The organism is Bacillus sp. GW821-FHT11D08, assembly GCF_058808515.1.
Genome location: NZ_JBXARS010000009.1, coordinates 1 through 14,846 on the forward strand (window position 1 = coordinate 1; position 14,846 = coordinate 14,846).

At 49.7% G+C, this 14,846-nt stretch carries 13 protein-coding genes; 11 read left to right on the forward strand and 2 right to left on the reverse strand.

The window, feature by feature from the left end; translation table 11 throughout:
* Positions 1-102: 102 nt before the first annotated feature.
* Positions 103-1,581, reverse strand: a complete 1,479-nt coding sequence (locus tag AC1RRX_RS16495) for a peptide MFS transporter (protein ID WP_007410252.1) — start codon at positions 1,579-1,581, stop codon at positions 103-105.
* A gap of 278 nt (positions 1,582-1,859) precedes the next feature.
* On the opposite strand from AC1RRX_RS16495, the gene AC1RRX_RS16500 reads away from it, so the two are divergent.
* Positions 1,860-3,605, forward strand: coding sequence for a right-handed parallel beta-helix repeat-containing protein (locus AC1RRX_RS16500; protein WP_108725168.1), 1,746 nt, complete (start codon positions 1,860-1,862; stop codon positions 3,603-3,605).
* Between the two features lie 92 nt (positions 3,606-3,697).
* Here AC1RRX_RS16500 and AC1RRX_RS16505 read toward each other — a convergent pair whose 3' ends face one another.
* Positions 3,698-3,919, reverse strand: a complete 222-nt coding sequence (locus AC1RRX_RS16505; protein ID WP_007410254.1) for a YczF family membrane protein — start codon at positions 3,917-3,919, stop codon at positions 3,698-3,700.
* Between the two features lie 121 nt (positions 3,920-4,040).
* On the opposite strand from AC1RRX_RS16505, the gene gerKA reads away from it, so the two are divergent.
* The 10 genes from gerKA to AC1RRX_RS16555 all read left to right on the forward strand — a co-directional run bounded on the left by gerKA (position 4,041) and on the right by AC1RRX_RS16555 (position 14,827).
* Positions 4,041-5,681, forward strand: a complete 1,641-nt coding sequence (gerKA, locus tag AC1RRX_RS16510; protein ID WP_007410255.1) for a spore germination protein GerKA — start codon at positions 4,041-4,043, stop codon at positions 5,679-5,681.
* The gene (locus AC1RRX_RS16515) at positions 5,668-6,894 is read left to right on the forward strand and encodes a Ger(x)C family spore germination protein (protein WP_144464893.1); all 1,227 of its coding nucleotides are present in this window, start codon (positions 5,668-5,670) and stop codon (positions 6,892-6,894) included. Before gerKA ends, AC1RRX_RS16515 begins: the two co-directional genes overlap by 14 nt.
* Before the next feature lie 24 nt (positions 6,895-6,918).
* Positions 6,919-8,037, forward strand: coding sequence for an endospore germination permease GerKB (gene gerKB / locus AC1RRX_RS16520; RefSeq protein WP_032866961.1), 1,119 nt, complete (start codon positions 6,919-6,921; stop codon positions 8,035-8,037).
* A 167-nt stretch (positions 8,038-8,204) separates the two neighbouring features.
* The gene (locus tag AC1RRX_RS16525) at positions 8,205-9,530 is read left to right on the forward strand and encodes an LLM class flavin-dependent oxidoreductase (RefSeq protein ID WP_029326230.1); all 1,326 of its coding nucleotides are present in this window, start codon (positions 8,205-8,207) and stop codon (positions 9,528-9,530) included.
* Positions 9,531-9,543: 13 nt separating this feature from the next.
* Positions 9,544-10,035 carry a GNAT family N-acetyltransferase gene (locus AC1RRX_RS16530; RefSeq protein WP_003156352.1) on the forward strand — a complete coding sequence of 164 codons (492 nt, stop codon included), beginning with the start codon at positions 9,544-9,546 and terminating at the stop codon, positions 10,033-10,035.
* Between the two features lie 28 nt (positions 10,036-10,063).
* The gene (locus tag AC1RRX_RS16535; RefSeq protein WP_012116791.1) at positions 10,064-10,855 is read left to right on the forward strand and encodes an amino acid ABC transporter substrate-binding protein; all 792 of its coding nucleotides are present in this window, start codon (positions 10,064-10,066) and stop codon (positions 10,853-10,855) included.
* 22 nt (positions 10,856-10,877) lie between these two features.
* Positions 10,878-11,552 carry an amino acid ABC transporter permease gene (locus AC1RRX_RS16540; protein WP_007410261.1) on the forward strand — a complete coding sequence of 225 codons (675 nt, stop codon included), beginning with the start codon at positions 10,878-10,880 and terminating at the stop codon, positions 11,550-11,552.
* 13 nt (positions 11,553-11,565) lie between these two features.
* A complete protein-coding gene (locus tag AC1RRX_RS16545; RefSeq protein WP_003156349.1) occupies positions 11,566-12,315 on the forward strand; it encodes an amino acid ABC transporter ATP-binding protein in 750 nt (249 codons plus the stop codon).
* A 17-nt stretch (positions 12,316-12,332) separates the two neighbouring features.
* The gene (locus AC1RRX_RS16550) at positions 12,333-13,484 is read left to right on the forward strand and encodes a M20 peptidase aminoacylase family protein (protein WP_053104588.1); all 1,152 of its coding nucleotides are present in this window, start codon (positions 12,333-12,335) and stop codon (positions 13,482-13,484) included.
* The gene (locus tag AC1RRX_RS16555) at positions 13,481-14,827 is read left to right on the forward strand and encodes an MmgE/PrpD family protein (protein WP_144464895.1); all 1,347 of its coding nucleotides are present in this window, start codon (positions 13,481-13,483) and stop codon (positions 14,825-14,827) included. The genes AC1RRX_RS16550 and AC1RRX_RS16555 overlap by 4 nt, the downstream gene beginning before the upstream one ends.
* The last annotated feature ends 19 nt before the right edge of the window (positions 14,828-14,846 follow it).

Below are 14,846 nucleotides of genomic sequence, written 5' to 3' on the forward strand. Positions count from 1 at the left end.
GTCTAATTTCGGATAACAATCATCCGTATTCAAACTTGAAGGTGTTTTTATTTGTCTCATCTTATGGGGTCAGTCCCGATTCCGCAGGCTTTTCTTTATCTGTTATTGAACGCCTTTCATCGCCCGTTTAATGACGGGAGACAGAAGAATCAAAATAATACCGAGAATGATCGAAACAAGACCGATTGAGCCGAAGTAGGCCGCTTCAGAAATCTTATCAAACAAACCGACTACTTTTGCGTTCAGGGCTTGACCGCAGGCGTTTGTTAAAAACCACATACTCATCGTCTGCGCTGAGAAAGCGGCAGGCGCAAGTTTCGTTGTGACGGATAAACCGACCGGTGAAAGGCAAAGCTCACCAAGCACAACCAAAAGGAAGCTGAGCACAAGCCAAAGCGGGCTCACAAGCTCGCCGCTTCCGCCCATAACCGGAAGCACCATGACTAAAAATGATAATCCGGCAAGGATAATGCCGATCGCGAATTTAATCGGTGTTGAAGGCTGGCGTTTGCCGAGCTTCATCCAGATCCAGGCGAACACCGGCGCGAAAATAACGATGAATAATGGGTTCAGAGACTGGAACCATGAAGACTCAAGATGCATGCCTGCAAAGGAAAGTCTCGTGCGCTGATCCGCATATAAAGCAAGAATCGTCGCGCCCTGCTCCTGAATCGCCCAGAACATTGCCGCTGCAATAAACAGCGGAACATAAGCCGCAAGCCGTGATTTTTCCGTTTTCGTCGCTTTTTTGCTCGTGAACATCACGATAAAGTAAATAACCGGAATGACAATGCCGAGGATACTGACGGTGTCAATCACACGCTGGATCGTCAGCCAGCCGGTTTGAATCAGAACGATAATAACGGCTGCTGCGATGACCACTCCGATTCCCGTGCCGATCACTGATGATTTAGAAATCGGATTCGGTACATTGGAGCCTGCTTTGCCGAGGTATTTCTTTCTCGTAAGAGCGAAAACAATCAGTCCGAGGAACATACCGGCCGCGGCGCATCCGAAGCCTAAGTGGTAGTTGTACTTCTGTCCGAGTGTTCCGACAATTAGCGGCGCAAGCAATCCGCCGAGGTTGATCCCCATGTAAAAGATGCTGAAACCTGAGTCGCGGCGCTCGTCTTCCTTCGTATATAAATCTCCGACAACGCTGGATACGTTTGGTTTAAGCAGGCCGGTTCCGATAATGATCAGAGCCATGCTGGTAAAAAACGCTGCCGTGCTGCCAGGGAAGGCAAGAGCGATGTGCCCGAACATAATTAAAATTCCGCCGTAAAATACGGTGTTTGCCGTGCCGAATACCCGGTCGGCCAGCCATCCGCCGATGACGCTCGACATGTATACGAGAGATCCGTATATGGACATGATGGCAACTGCGGTCGTTTTATCAAAGCCGAGACCGCCATGAGCGACTTCCGTGTATAAATAGTAAAGCAATATGGCTCTCATACCATAGTAGGAGAAACGCTCCCAAAATTCGGTGAAAAACAGTGTAAACAAGCCGCGGGGATGACCGAAAAAGCCTCGTTGCGGCACAGTTTCTGTTATAGAGTCCTTATCAATAGATGCCACCTGAGCCAACCCTTTCTTAAAAAAGTGTATTACAAAAATCATATTCTTATATAATACTTGTGTCAATATAATTTATACTGAATTCAAAAAATTCCAGAATGAAAAGATATTAAAACGTTGAATATAGACGAATTTTCCTAATTCCAATGACTTATTTTGTTATATTATCTGACTAAACTATCTTTATAAACTTTTTTAATAAAATTTAAAGTATGTACAGGCGGAGCGGGATATGGCGGAATAAGATGACAATAAGAGAGGAAGGAGGAGATTATCACTTGCCGAATCGTATATTGGATATTACGGATTGCGGTGTGGCGGCAGACGGAAAAACCGATGTGACGGGCGCCATCAACCAATGCTTGGCCAAGGCCGTCAGCGAAGGCTGTCATACGGTGTTTTTTCCGCCGGGAACGTATAAAATCAACGGCACGCTTGGCGGGGACAGCAGCCAGCCGTTTCGGAACGCCGGGATTAACGTGCCGAGCCATCTCACCATCGTTTTAGATCCGGAATGCACGATTAAAGTGGCGCCGAACAGCTCCTGGGGCTACTCGGCTTTCTATATAGGCAGGCGGGAAAATGTCACCATCACCGGCGGCCGGATCATCGGCGAACGGGATGAACACACGTATACCAATGTCCCTTTGCGTTCGACCCATGAATGGGGGTTTGGAATCTGTATTGAAGGCAGCAGCAATGTGCTGATCGAAAATGTGAAGATTTCGGATTTTACGGGAGACGGCATTATTGTCAGCCCGCTCGGGTTAAAAACAAACAGTGATTACGAAACTTCAGAACAGGTGACCATCCGCCGCTGTGAGATCAGGCAGTCAAGGCGAAACAACATTTCAATCACCGGCTGCAATACCGTTACGGTAGAAGAATGCGTGATTGAAGACGCCGGGCAAGGGAACGGAACGGCTCCGAAATTCGGAATCGATATTGAATCGTACGGAGAAGGCGATATTGATTATGAAGAAGCTCTTCATATTACGGTCCGCAACAACTTCTTTTCCGGAAACGCCGCAAGCTCAGTCACCAACTTTAACGGATATAATGTGTTAATTGAAGGAAATCATTCCGATAACACAATCAGCTACGGGTATGGGGCACATACCGTCATTTCGGGGAATATCTTCTTTCGGTCAGACGGCGGCTCAAGGACCGCAGTCGCCGGACAAGGTGTGTCACAGGGACAGGACAGCAGCAATGCCGTCATTTCCAACAATCTGATTACCGGTTTTTCCACCGGAGTAGATGTAAGGGGAAAAAGCGTCCTCGTCACCCATAACAAAATCAGTCAATTTGAAAATACGGGCATTTCCGTCTATCAGGCGGAAGATGTGACCGTTGACGGCAATGTCATTGAAAACGGACGTTCCGAAACGAGACGAAGCACGGGGATGCGGGCGACGCTGTCCGAAAACGCCGTCTTTACGAATAACACTCTGAATCAGGTGACAGACGGAATCACCATGTCGGCCGGCAGTATCATCGTGAAACAAAATGTGCTGAAATCGTTCAGCCGGGGCATATGGGTCACAGGCGGAAATGCCGTTATTGAAGGAAATACGCTCATTCCGAATGCGTATCAGGGCGTCGCGGAGTCCTATGCCGTATCTGTGACAAATGACGCCAGGGCTGTCATCAAGGGAAATCTCTTCAAAAGCTACAAAAACTATCCCATTTTCAGTTCAACATCCTCGGGAACCTCTGTCATCAGCAACCGCTTTGAATCATCACCGCTTATCGTTACCGTGTATCTGAATTCAGGCACGCATGAAGTCATAGACAATACGCTCACGATCAACCGAACGGCGGGCAGCCCGATCGGCATCTATCTGAACGGAGCCTCAAATTCCCTCGTGTCGGGCAATACCATCAACAACCTTTCCGCCGCTTCTGCTTCCGCCATCCAAACCAATTCCTCCGCAAGTACTAAAATCATCGGCAACCGCATTATCAAAGGCGTCATTGTGAAACACACGACAGATACGGACAGCGGAAATATCGTCATCTGAAAACAATCTGCATCGGAAAAATAAAAAGAACACATGAACTCCGAAAGAAGGAGGGATGTGTTCTTTTTTGACACAATACAGCCGTGCGCCTGTCAGGCATCTTTTTTACCTGATTTATATAAAACGATCATTTCTCTGATTAAAAAGAGGGCGAATAAAAACAGCATCAGCCATTCTGAGAAGGTGGTCAATTTAAAAGCGGACAGGTTGTTTTGGACCGCTCCATAGAAACTGAAACCTTGCAGCATATCTATCGTTACTGAAATGATCAGACAGGCAGCCAGCAAAAAAAATGAAACCCCCAATATTTTCATGCGCATCACTCTCCCTTTTTATCCTTTTCGATTACACAGAACTTATACAGACTTTCCGCCGTGCATAATCTTTTGCCGTACAGGAAGAATATGAAAAAAACGAGGAAAGGTTTTTTGCGATATGCCGCCATTTTTTAAGCAGAAGAAACAAAAAAAAGCCGATCAAAACGACCGTGACAATGAAGGCAGAAAAGAAGCGGACAGCCAGCCGGACAAAGAGCGGGATGAGCCGATCTCCCTCAGCTTAAAGCAAAATATGAAGAAGCTGTCTGGGAGGTTCGGCAACAGTGCCGATGTCGTCATCCGCCGGCTGAAAATCGGAAAAGAAGAGCTTCCGGCCGCAATTGTGTATATCGCCGGTTTGGTAGACGAACAGCTCGTCAGCCAATCCCTTCTGGAGGATTTAATCGACATCCCGTCCGTTCAGCCGGAACAAGCGGTCTGCCTGATATACGATAAAACGCTTGCGATCGGCGGGGTGAAAGAGGAAGAAAAATGGAAAAGTCTTTATGCCGGGCTGGTGGCGGGCAGCACGCTCATTTTTGTCGACGGGGCTGACAAGGCGCTGATTGCCAGCACGGAAGGGGGAGAGCATCGGTCCATTCAAGAGCCGAGCACCCAGGTCTCTTTCCGCGGCCCGCGGCAGGGATTCACCGAATCTCTGCAAACCAATATTTCCATGATCCGCAGGTATGTAAAAACGCCTGATGTATGGGTTGAAAAAATGGAGATCGGACACGAAACGAATACGGATGTCGCGCTGATGTATATTAACGGAATTTGCGATAAAAAGCTGATTAAGGAAGTCCGCAAGCGGCTGAAGCACATTGACATCGACAGCATTCTGGAATCCGGCTACATTGAACAGCTCATTGAAGACGCGCCGTTTTCTGTGTTTCCCACCGTATATCATACGGAGCGGCCGGACGTTGTGGCGGGGAATCTGCTGGAAGGACGATTTGCGATTATCGTGGACGGAACGCCGTTCGTTCTCATCGCGCCGGCCTTATTTATTCAATTTTTTCAATCCGTTGAGGATTATTATTCACGATTTGATATCGCCACTAGCATCAGGGTGCTGCGGGTTTTGATCTTCTTCATTTCACTGGTGGCGCCGGGGATTTATGTGGCGGCGACGACCTTTCACCAGGAAATGATTCCGACGCAGCTGCTGATTGTCATCGCGGCTCAGCGGGAGACGGTGCCGTTCCCGGCCGTGATTGAAGCGCTGACGATGGAAGTGGCCTTTGAGATTCTCAGGGAGGCGGGTGTCCGGCTTCCGAGAGTTGTCGGCTCCGCCGTTTCCATAGTCGGAGCGCTTGTCATCGGCCAGGCCGCCGTACAGGCCGGCATTGTTTCCCCAGCCATGGTTATCGTTGTCGCCCTGACGGCGATTGCCAGCTTTGCGACCCCGGCTTTTGACATGGCGATATCTGCGCGGCTGATCCGGTTTCTCTTTATTCTGTCGGCGGCGGTCATGGGATTTTACGGGCTGATTCTGGGCATTATCATGATGTTTGTCCATCTGTGCGGCCTGCGTTCATTCGGATTTCCGTATATGTCCCCGCTCGCTCCTTTAACCCCGGGCGGGCTGAAGGATTCCCTTCTCCGAGCTCCGTTATGGGCGGATGAAAAAAGGCCGGGACTGCTCGTGCAGGAAAACAACAGGCGCCAAGGGGAACATCAAAGACCGAAACCGGAGACATCCAGAGGAATGGTTAATAAAGATGTAGAAGAGGGCGACGGTAATGAAAAGACGTAAATGGATGCTTATCCTTTGTACGATGGTTTCCCTTATGTTTGTATCCGGATGCTGGGATAAAAGGGAGCTGACCGATTTAGCGGTGATCTCCGCCATCGGTATTGACCGGACCGAAACGGGAAAATACGTCCTTCACTTGCAAATTATCAATCCGGGAAACGTGGCCGGCGGTCTGCAGGGCGGCGGAGCGGGAGACCGGCCTCCGGTTTCCGTCTATTCGGTGTCCGGAGACAATATGACGGAAGCTTTGAGAAAAGGCTCGATGAAAGTGTCCAGAAGGCTCTATTTTGCGCATACGAATCTCGTGGTGTTCAGTGAAAAACTGGCGAAAGAGGAAGGGCTCAGTTTTATTCTGGACAATCTTGACCGCGACACCGAATTCAGGACGACCGCAACCGTTGTGATCGCGCATAATTGCAAGGCTGAAGACATTATTAAAGTGCTGACGCCGATTGATAAAATCCCTTCCAATAAAGTGAACAAGACGCTCAGCTTCACGCAGGAACAATACGGCAGAGTCATTAAAACCAACCTTCAGGACGTTCTGATTGATCTCGCTTCTCCGGCCGGGTCGCCGTTTATTCCGGGTTATGAAATGCACGGAGACGATAAAGCCGGTCCTACGATGGAAAATACGCAGACAACTGAACCGAAAGCAGTGCTGTCAGCGGACGGACTGGCGGTGTTCAAAAAGGATGGGAGGCTGGATTACTGGATTGAGGATAACGACAGTGTGGGGGCTGTATGGCTGCTCAATAGGATCAAGCATACGTTCATCAATGCGGATTGGAAGAACGTGAAGCATGCAATCAGTCTGCAGGTCACCCGCCAGAATACAAAAGTGACGGCCACTTTTCCGAACGGAAAACCGCATATTCACGTGCATGCTCAGGTCGAGGGGCTGGTGGACGCTGTCAGATACCCTTTCCATCTGTCTGATCCGCAAGTGCTGATGACGATACAAAAGGCGCTCAGCGTGCAGCTTGAGAAAGATATCACCAAATCGATTGAAGATATAAAAGCCCATAAGAATGACTTCGTCGGCTTCGGAGACCTGATCTATCGGAAGCACCCGGACAAATGGAAAAAGTTCAAAGGGAAGTGGGATGAAGAATATTTCCCCAATCTCCCCGTAGATGTCAAAACGGAAGTCATTATCAGAAGAACGGGCTTGCGGAATAATCCTCTCTCAGACAAGCTTGAGCATGATTGATTTGAGGAGAAAGGAGCGAAGCGTATGGAAAATGCGAAAATCGGCACGCGTCAGCTGTTTATTATGATCATTTTGTTTGAATTGGGCAGTTCGTTATTGATCCCGCCGGGCACGATGGCCGGGCGGGATGCGTGGCTGTCCGTGCTTCTCGGGTGCGTTATCGGTCTCGGACTTTTCTACGTTTATCAGGCGCTGTATCAATTTTTTCCTGAGTCTTCTCCGAGAGATTACATGAACGAACTGATCGGCAGACATCTGAGCTGGGCGGTCTCCCTTCTTTATATTCTCTATTTTGCTTATATCGCCGCCCGCGTATTGCGGGATTTTGGCGAAATGCTTGTCACCTTCGCCTACCAGGACACGCCGCTTTTAATTGTGAATGCCATGCTGATGATCGCCGCGATATTTGCGGTCAGAAAGGGAATTGAAGTGATAGCGAGAGCCGGCGAGCTGCTGTTTGGCATTATGTATTTCCTGACAGCCGTCGGGCTGATCCTCATTATCAGCTCAGGCACGATAAACCTCAGATTTCTCCAGCCCGTTTTAGCGGAGGGTGCAGGAACGGTCATTTCTTCCGTGTTTAAACAGACGATGTTCATCCCGTTCGGTGAATTAATCGTGTTTGTCATGATTTTCCCTTATTTAAAAGATCGGAAAAAGGTGAAGAAAACCGGATTTCTGGCGATTATCATCAGCGGCCTGTTTTTGGCGATGTCAGTGGCGATTAATATTTGTGTGCTGGACGTCAACTTAATGCTCCGCTCTCAATTTCCGCTGCTGAGCACCATACAGACAATTAAAGTGGAAGAGTTTTTAGACCGGCTGGATGTCTTTTTCATGCTCGTGCTCGTCATCGGCGGTTTTTTCAAAGTCAGCCTTTTTACATATGCGGTTGTCGTGGGCGTGTCCACGCTGTTTAAAGAAAAAAATCCGTCCCAGCTGGCCTTCCCGGTCGGATTGGGGGTGCTGATTCTCTCCATCAGCATCGCAAGCAATTTTTCGGAACATATGAATGAAGGCTTAAACATTGTGCCGATCTATATTCATCTTCCGTTTCAAGTGCTGTTCCCCGTTTTGCTGCTTATCATTGCCGTTATTAAGAAAAAGGTCAAAGGGACCGTCTATACAGTTTCGAAGAAATAACCCGGCCGGTGGGCCGGGTTTTTTTAAAATCATGATTTTTGTCTTAATGCATTGACAAACTTGCCTGACAATTGTACATTTTGATTTATTCTTATAAAATTACTAGGAAATATAGGTTTAGTGGTGTTAATATGTTCCGAACCGTATTTCAGAATAGAAGGAGATCCATCATGACAAAGAAAAAAGAAATCAAACTCGGTGTGTTTCTCGCGGGCACCGGCCATCATGTCGCTTCTTGGAGACATCCTCAGGCACCGGCGGACGCGAGCATGAATTTGGATTATTTCAAAGAACTGGCGAAAACAGCGGAGCGGGGAAAATTGGACATGCTGTTCTTGGCGGACAGTTTATCAATAGACGGCAAATCACATCCGAATGTGCTGACGCGCTTTGAGCCGTTTACGCTTCTGTCGGCGCTCGCTCAGGTCACATCCCGCATCGGTCTGACGGCGACCGCGTCTACCACATACAGCGAACCGTTCCATATCGCGAGACAATTTGCATCGCTTGATCATCTTTCCAACGGCCGCGCGGGCTGGAATGTCGTCACATCTTCGATTGAATCGACCGCGCTTAATTTCAGCGGCGAAAAGCATCTTGAGCACCATCTCAGATATCAGCGCGCGGAAGAATTCGTTGAAGTCGTCAAAGGATTATGGGATTCGTGGGAGGAAGACGCCTTTATCCGTGACAAAGAATCAGGAGCATTTTTCGATAAAGACAAAATGCATGAATTGAACCATAAAGGAACATATTTCTCCGTGAGAGGGCCGTTAAATGTTGCCCGCACACCTCAAGGGCGCCCGGTCATTATTCAGGCCGGATCATCAGGAGACGGAAAAGCGCTGGCCGCCAAAACGGCGGAGGTCATTTTTACCGCGCAAAATCATTTGGAGTCCGCGCAGGAATTCTATCAATCTATTAAAGAACAAGCGGCTTCTTTCGGCCGTGATCCTGAAAAAATCGCGATCATGCCGGGAATTTTTCCCGTTATCGCCGATACCGAAGAAGAAGCGCAGGCAAAATATGAAGAGCTCCAAGACCTCATCATTCCGTCTGTCGGACTGAACATTCTGCAAAACTATCTGGGCGGCGTCGACCTTTCCGCCTGCCCGCTTGACGGCCCGCTGCCTGAATTGGATGCGGATGCGTCGAATGCCGTTAAAAGCCGCTTCAAGCTCGTTCAGGAGATGGCCAAACGCGATAACATGACCATCCGCGAGCTGTACAAATATGTGGCGGGTTCAAGAGGCCATCATATCTTTGTCGGAACGCCAGAACAGCTTGCCGATAAGATGGAAGAATGGGTCGGAAAACAAGCTTGTGACGGCTTCAACATCATGCCGCCGCTTTTGCCTGAAGGTCTCACTCTTTTTGTAGACAAAGTGATTCCGATTTTACAAGAACGGGGCGTGTTCAGAAAAGAGTATGAAGGAACGACGCTCAGAGAACATTTCGGACTGGAAAAACCGGCAAACCGATATGCCGACTAAAGGAGGGCTCATCATGTCAAGACAATACCGGCTCGCAACGGAGGCAGACGCTGATGAGCTGCTTTCACTGACACTGCGGGCGTATGAACCGATCCGCAAGCTCGGCATCAACTTTGCCGCTGCCACGGCGGATAAAGAACTCGTTTTGAATAACATACAAAAAAACGCCTGTTACGTTTTGGAGGAAGACGGCCGGATTCTGGCGACGATTTCTCTGCGGATGCCGTGGGGGCCTAATCCCGGGCCGTACGGTGTTCCTCATATTTGGTGGTTTGCCGTCGATCCTGAAACCGGAAAAAAAGGGACGGGCTCAGACATGCTGGAGTGGCTGGAGAATACAGTGCTCCGCGATACATTAAAAGCGCCTTTCGTGTCACTGGGCACAGCGGATAAGCATCCGTGGCTGATCGGCATGTATGAGCGAAAAGGCTACGTCCGTGCAGGCGAAAAGGATCTAGGAAAAGGGCACATCACCATTTATTTAAAAAAACAATTGCAGGATTAACATATTAATAGGAAAAGGCGGGATTTTAATGAAGAAGAAAACATGGGCTTTGCTGCTGTCTGCCGCGCTTTTGGCGGTCTTATCAGCATGCGGAAACGGAAAAGAAAGCGAAGGCGGCGATAACGTACTGCATGTCGGCGCCACGGGACAAAGCTATCCGTTCGCATATAAAGAAAACGGCAAGCTGACCGGCTTTGACGTGGATGTCATGGAAGCCGTCGCGAAAAAAATCAACATGAAGCTGGACTGGAAGCTGCTTGAATTCAGCGGTCTGATGGGAGAGCTCCAGACCGGCAAACTCGACACCATCTCTAACCAGGTCGCTGTCACGGACGAACGCAAGAAAACGTATAACTTCACAGAACCGTATTCGTATGCGGGCACTCAAATCGTCGTCAAAAACGATAACAAAGACATCAAATCAGTCAACGATCTAAAAGGAAAAACAGTGGCGGCCGTTCTGGGCTCAAACCACGCGAAAAACCTTGAGAGCAAGGACCCGGATAAAAAAATCAATATGAAAACGTATGAAACACAAGAAGGCACGCTGAAAGACGTGGCTTACGGACGGGTTGACGCTTATGTAAACAGCCGCAGCGTCCTGATCGCCCAGATCAAAAAGACCGGTCTGCCTCTGAAATTAGCAGGAGACCCGATTGTCTATGAAAAAGTCGCTTTCCCGTTTGCGAAAGATGCGGCTCACGATAAAATCCGCAAAAAAGTAAACAAAGCCATTGAAGACCTGCGAAAAGACGGCACGCTGAAAAAGCTGTCTGAAAAGTACTTTAAAGAAGATATCACAACAGAAGCAAAGCATTAAGAAACGGCGGTGAAAATCGAGAATGAACAGCATTGATTGGGGATTTATGTTTTCAGCTTTTCCCGCGTTAATCGAAGCCTTGCCGATCACATTACTAATGGCCGTCGCGGCCATGGTATTTGCCGTGATCGGCGGCCTTATATTAGCGCTTATCACAAAAAATCGTGTTCCTGTGCTTCACCAGCTGTCAAAGGTGTATATTTCATTTTTCCGGGGCGTGCCGACGCTCGTCCAGCTTTTCTTAATTTATTACGGCCTGCCTCAGCTGTTTCCCGGAATGAGCAAGATGACGGCGTTAACTGCGGCGATTATCGGGTTAAGCCTGAAGAATGCCGCCTACTTGGCTGAAATCTTCCGCGCGGCGCTCAATTCAGTCGATGAGGGGCAGCTTGAAGCCTGTCTGTCTGTCGGAATGACAAAATCCCAGGCGTACAGACGAATCATTTTCCCGCAAGCCGTCAGAAACGCGCTTCCCGCGACGGGAAATACGTTTATCGGCCTGTTAAAAGAAACATCGCTCGCCTTTACATTAGGAGTGATGGAAATGTTCGCCCAAGGAAAAATGTACGCATCAGGCAACCTCAAATATTTTGAGACGTATTTAGCCGTCGCGGTCATGTACTGGATTCTTACGATTATTTACAGTGTGCTGCAGGATCTGCTCGAACGGGCGATCAGCAAGCCTTATCGCACATAGGAGGAGGCTCAGGATGATACAAGTCAGACATATTCGAAAAGCATTTAAAGACCTTACCGTACTTGACGGGATCGACCTTGAGATCAAAAGCGGCGAAGTCACGGCCATCATCGGCCCGTCAGGCTCGGGAAAATCAACGCTCCTCCGTTGTTTGAATCTGCTGGAGCGCCCGGATGACGGCATCATTGAAATCGGTGATGCAAAGCTGAATGCAGCGTCCTATTCGCGCAAAGACGTTCATAAGCTTCGCCAGCAGACGGCGATGGTGTTTCAGAATTACAACCTGTTCAAAAACAAAACCGCCCTGCAAAATGTGACAGAGGCGCTGATCACCGCGCAAAAGAAACCGAAAAAAGAAGCGGAACAGATCGGTATGGATCTGTTGCGGCAAGTCGGTTTAGAACACAAAGCGGACAGCTACCCGATTACGATGTCAGGCGGACAGCAGCAGCGGATCGGGATTGCGCGCGCCTTGGCCGTTGATCCTCACGCGATTTTACTGGATGAACCGACTTCGGCCCTTGACCCTGAGCTTGTAGCCGGGGTGCTCCAAGTCATCAAATCAATTGCCGAAAAACAGACAACCATGATCATCGTCACGCATGAGATGGCTTTTGCTCGTGAAGTGGCCGACAAAGTTATTTTTATGGCGGACGGACGCATCATCGAACAGGGAACGCCGGAAGAGCTGTTTGACAATCCGCAGAACGAACGGACGAAAAAATTCATTAAGCAAGTGGGAGAGCCCGCCGAACTTGTCTAAGAAGGGAAGAAGAAGAAATGGCAAATGAAACGTATGAATCATTAAACAAACGTTTAATCAATATCCGCCGCGACCTTCATGAACACCCTGAGCTGTCAGGCGAGGAATACGAAACGACGAATAAAATCCGCCGCTGGCTGGAGGAAGAAGGAATCACGGTTCTTGATATGCCGAAACTTCAAACCGGAGTGATCGCTGAAATCAAAGGAGACAAAAGCGGCCCCGTCATCGCCGTCAGAGCGGACATCGACGCACTGCCGATCGAAGAGAAAACAAACCTTCCGTTTGCTTCGCGCAACAGCGGCGTGATGCACGCCTGCGGCCATGATTTCCATACGGCATCTATCCTCGGCACGGCTTTTTTATTAAATGAGAGAAAGCATGAGCTGAAAGGAACGGTGCGGTTTATTTTTCAGCCCGCGGAAGAAATCGCCGCCGGAGCAAGACAGGTCATTGAAGCCGGCGCGCTTGACGGTGTATCGGCGATATTCGGCATGCATAACAAACCTGACCTCCCCGTCGGCACGGTCGGTCTGAAAGAAGGCCCGCTGATGGCGAGTGTCGACCGCTTTGAAATCACTGTTAAAGGAAAAGGCGGCCACGCCGGAATCCCTGATAACAGCATTGATCCGATTCAGGCGGCAGGACAGATCATCGGCGGCCTGCAATCAGTTGTCAGCAGAAATATCAGCTCGCTTTATAATGCTGTCGTCAGCATCACAAGAGTTCAAGGCGGCAGCTCTTGGAATGTCATCCCGGACCATGTTGAAATGGAAGGCACCGTCCGGACGTTTCAAAAGGAAGCGCGTGACGCTGTTCCGAAACATATGAAGCGGGTTGCCGAAGGAATCGCAGCCGGATTCGGGGCAGAGGCTGATTTCCGCTGGTATCCTTACCTTCCGTCAGTGATGAACGACGCCCGTTTCATACAGGCGGCGGAACAAACGGCTGAAAGCCTCGGGCTTCAGACCGTTCGGGCAGAACAGTCGCCCGGCGGGGAAGACTTCGCATTATATCAAGAAAAAATCCCCGGCTTCTTCGTCTGGATGGGAACAAACGGAACGGAAGAATGGCACCATCCCGCCTTCACACTCGACGAAAAAGCGCTCCCGGCAGCGGCTGAGTTTTTCGCCCGGCTTGCCGTCAATGTATTGGAGCAGACGAAATGAATACGGAAAATCTGACGGCCGGGCTTGCTCAGGCCGTCATGTCGTCTGTGCCGGAAACATCCGCTGAAGCGATGAAAGAAGCGCGCAAAGGACTGCTTGATTTTACAGCGGCAGCTTTTGCGGGGAGACGGGATAAAGGAGTTGAAAAGCTGGTAAAACTGGCCGAAGAAGAAGGCGGGGTGCCGATAGCGCCGCTTATCGGCAGAAATCAAAAAACCACGCCGTCCCAATCCGCGCTCATTAACGGATTCATCGCACATGCGCTTGATTTTGACGATGTTCATTCTGATGTAAGAGGACATCCGAGCGCAGTCATCCTTCCGGCTTTGATTGCAGCCGCATCAGCCGGCCGTATAGACAAAAGCCGTTTTCTCGGTGCTTATGTGACGGGAATCGAAGTGATGGCGCGGCTCGGCGAGTCAGCTGGAAGGCATCATTACGAGAAAGGCTGGCATAATACAGGAACGTTAGGTGCCATTGCGGCCGCATGCGCCGTCGGATTCTCGGAGAATCTGAATCAAACCCAATTGCAGACGGCGATCGGGTTTGCGGCTGCCCGCTCCGGAGGCATGAGAGTGCAATTCGGGACAGAAATGAAGCCGCTCCACGCCGGACTGGCCGCTCAAGCCGGGTTGTTCGCCGTAAAGCTTGCAAAGGCCGGTTTCGGCGGCTCAGCTCATGCGCTTGACGGGGAGAAAGGTTTTTTCGGACTGTACGGCGATCTTGAACGGGCAGAAACCCTGCTTGTAAACGGGTGGGGAAAACCTTGGCGGATTGTGAGCCCGGGACTTTGGTTTAAGGTTTATCCGTTTTGCTCGGCGGCTCATCATGCGGCGGACGCCATTCTCAAGCTGAAGGCCGAACATGGTCTCACTTTCGGCCAAACGGAACGGATCGACGTGATTTATCCGCCGGGCGGGGACGCCGCATTGACAGAACGGCGTCCGAAAACAGGCGAAGCGGGGCGGTTCAGCGTGGAATATGTGATCACCTTAGCTTTGCACGGTAAGGATTTTTCAGTTGAACATTTCACATCCGAGCCGATTCCGGAATCCCTTCAAAAAGGATTTGAGCGGATTCACCGCAGCTGCGATGACCAAATTCAGCCGGCTGACAACGCCGTTCCGAAGGGCCGTTTTACAATTGTACGGGTCACGGCTTCCGGCGGTCATGTCTATGAAACACGTATCGACTGTCCGAAGGGAGCGCCGGGAAACGGTCTTTCTGAAAAAGACATTGAAGACAAACTCCGGCTCGCTTTGCCTGGGGAAGAGGAAAAGGCGGAAGAATTGATCAAAGCCGCCGGACAATCAAATATTGGCCGTTATTTACAGCTGATATAAATAAAAAGAGCGAGGGGAT

Coding starts and splice junctions, on each gene's coding strand:
- AC1RRX_RS16505 (WP_007410254.1), bottom strand. CDS start 3,919: ATGAAAATATTGGGGGTTTCATTTTTTTTGCTGGCTGCCTGTCTGATC.
- gerKA (WP_007410255.1), top strand. CDS start 4,041: ATGCCGCCATTTTTTAAGCAGAAGAAACAAAAAAAAGCCGATCAAAAC.
- AC1RRX_RS16515 (WP_144464893.1), top strand. CDS start 5,668: ATGAAAAGACGTAAATGGATGCTTATCCTTTGTACGATGGTTTCCCTT.
- gerKB (WP_032866961.1), top strand. CDS start 6,919: ATGGAAAATGCGAAAATCGGCACGCGTCAGCTGTTTATTATGATCATT.
- AC1RRX_RS16530 (WP_003156352.1), top strand. CDS start 9,544: ATGTCAAGACAATACCGGCTCGCAACGGAGGCAGACGCTGATGAGCTG.
- AC1RRX_RS16535 (WP_012116791.1), top strand. CDS start 10,064: ATGAAGAAGAAAACATGGGCTTTGCTGCTGTCTGCCGCGCTTTTGGCG.
- AC1RRX_RS16540 (WP_007410261.1), top strand. CDS start 10,878: ATGAACAGCATTGATTGGGGATTTATGTTTTCAGCTTTTCCCGCGTTA.
- AC1RRX_RS16545 (WP_003156349.1), top strand. CDS start 11,566: ATGATACAAGTCAGACATATTCGAAAAGCATTTAAAGACCTTACCGTA.
- AC1RRX_RS16550 (WP_053104588.1), top strand. CDS start 12,333: ATGGCAAATGAAACGTATGAATCATTAAACAAACGTTTAATCAATATC.
- AC1RRX_RS16555 (WP_144464895.1), top strand. CDS start 13,481: ATGAATACGGAAAATCTGACGGCCGGGCTTGCTCAGGCCGTCATGTCG.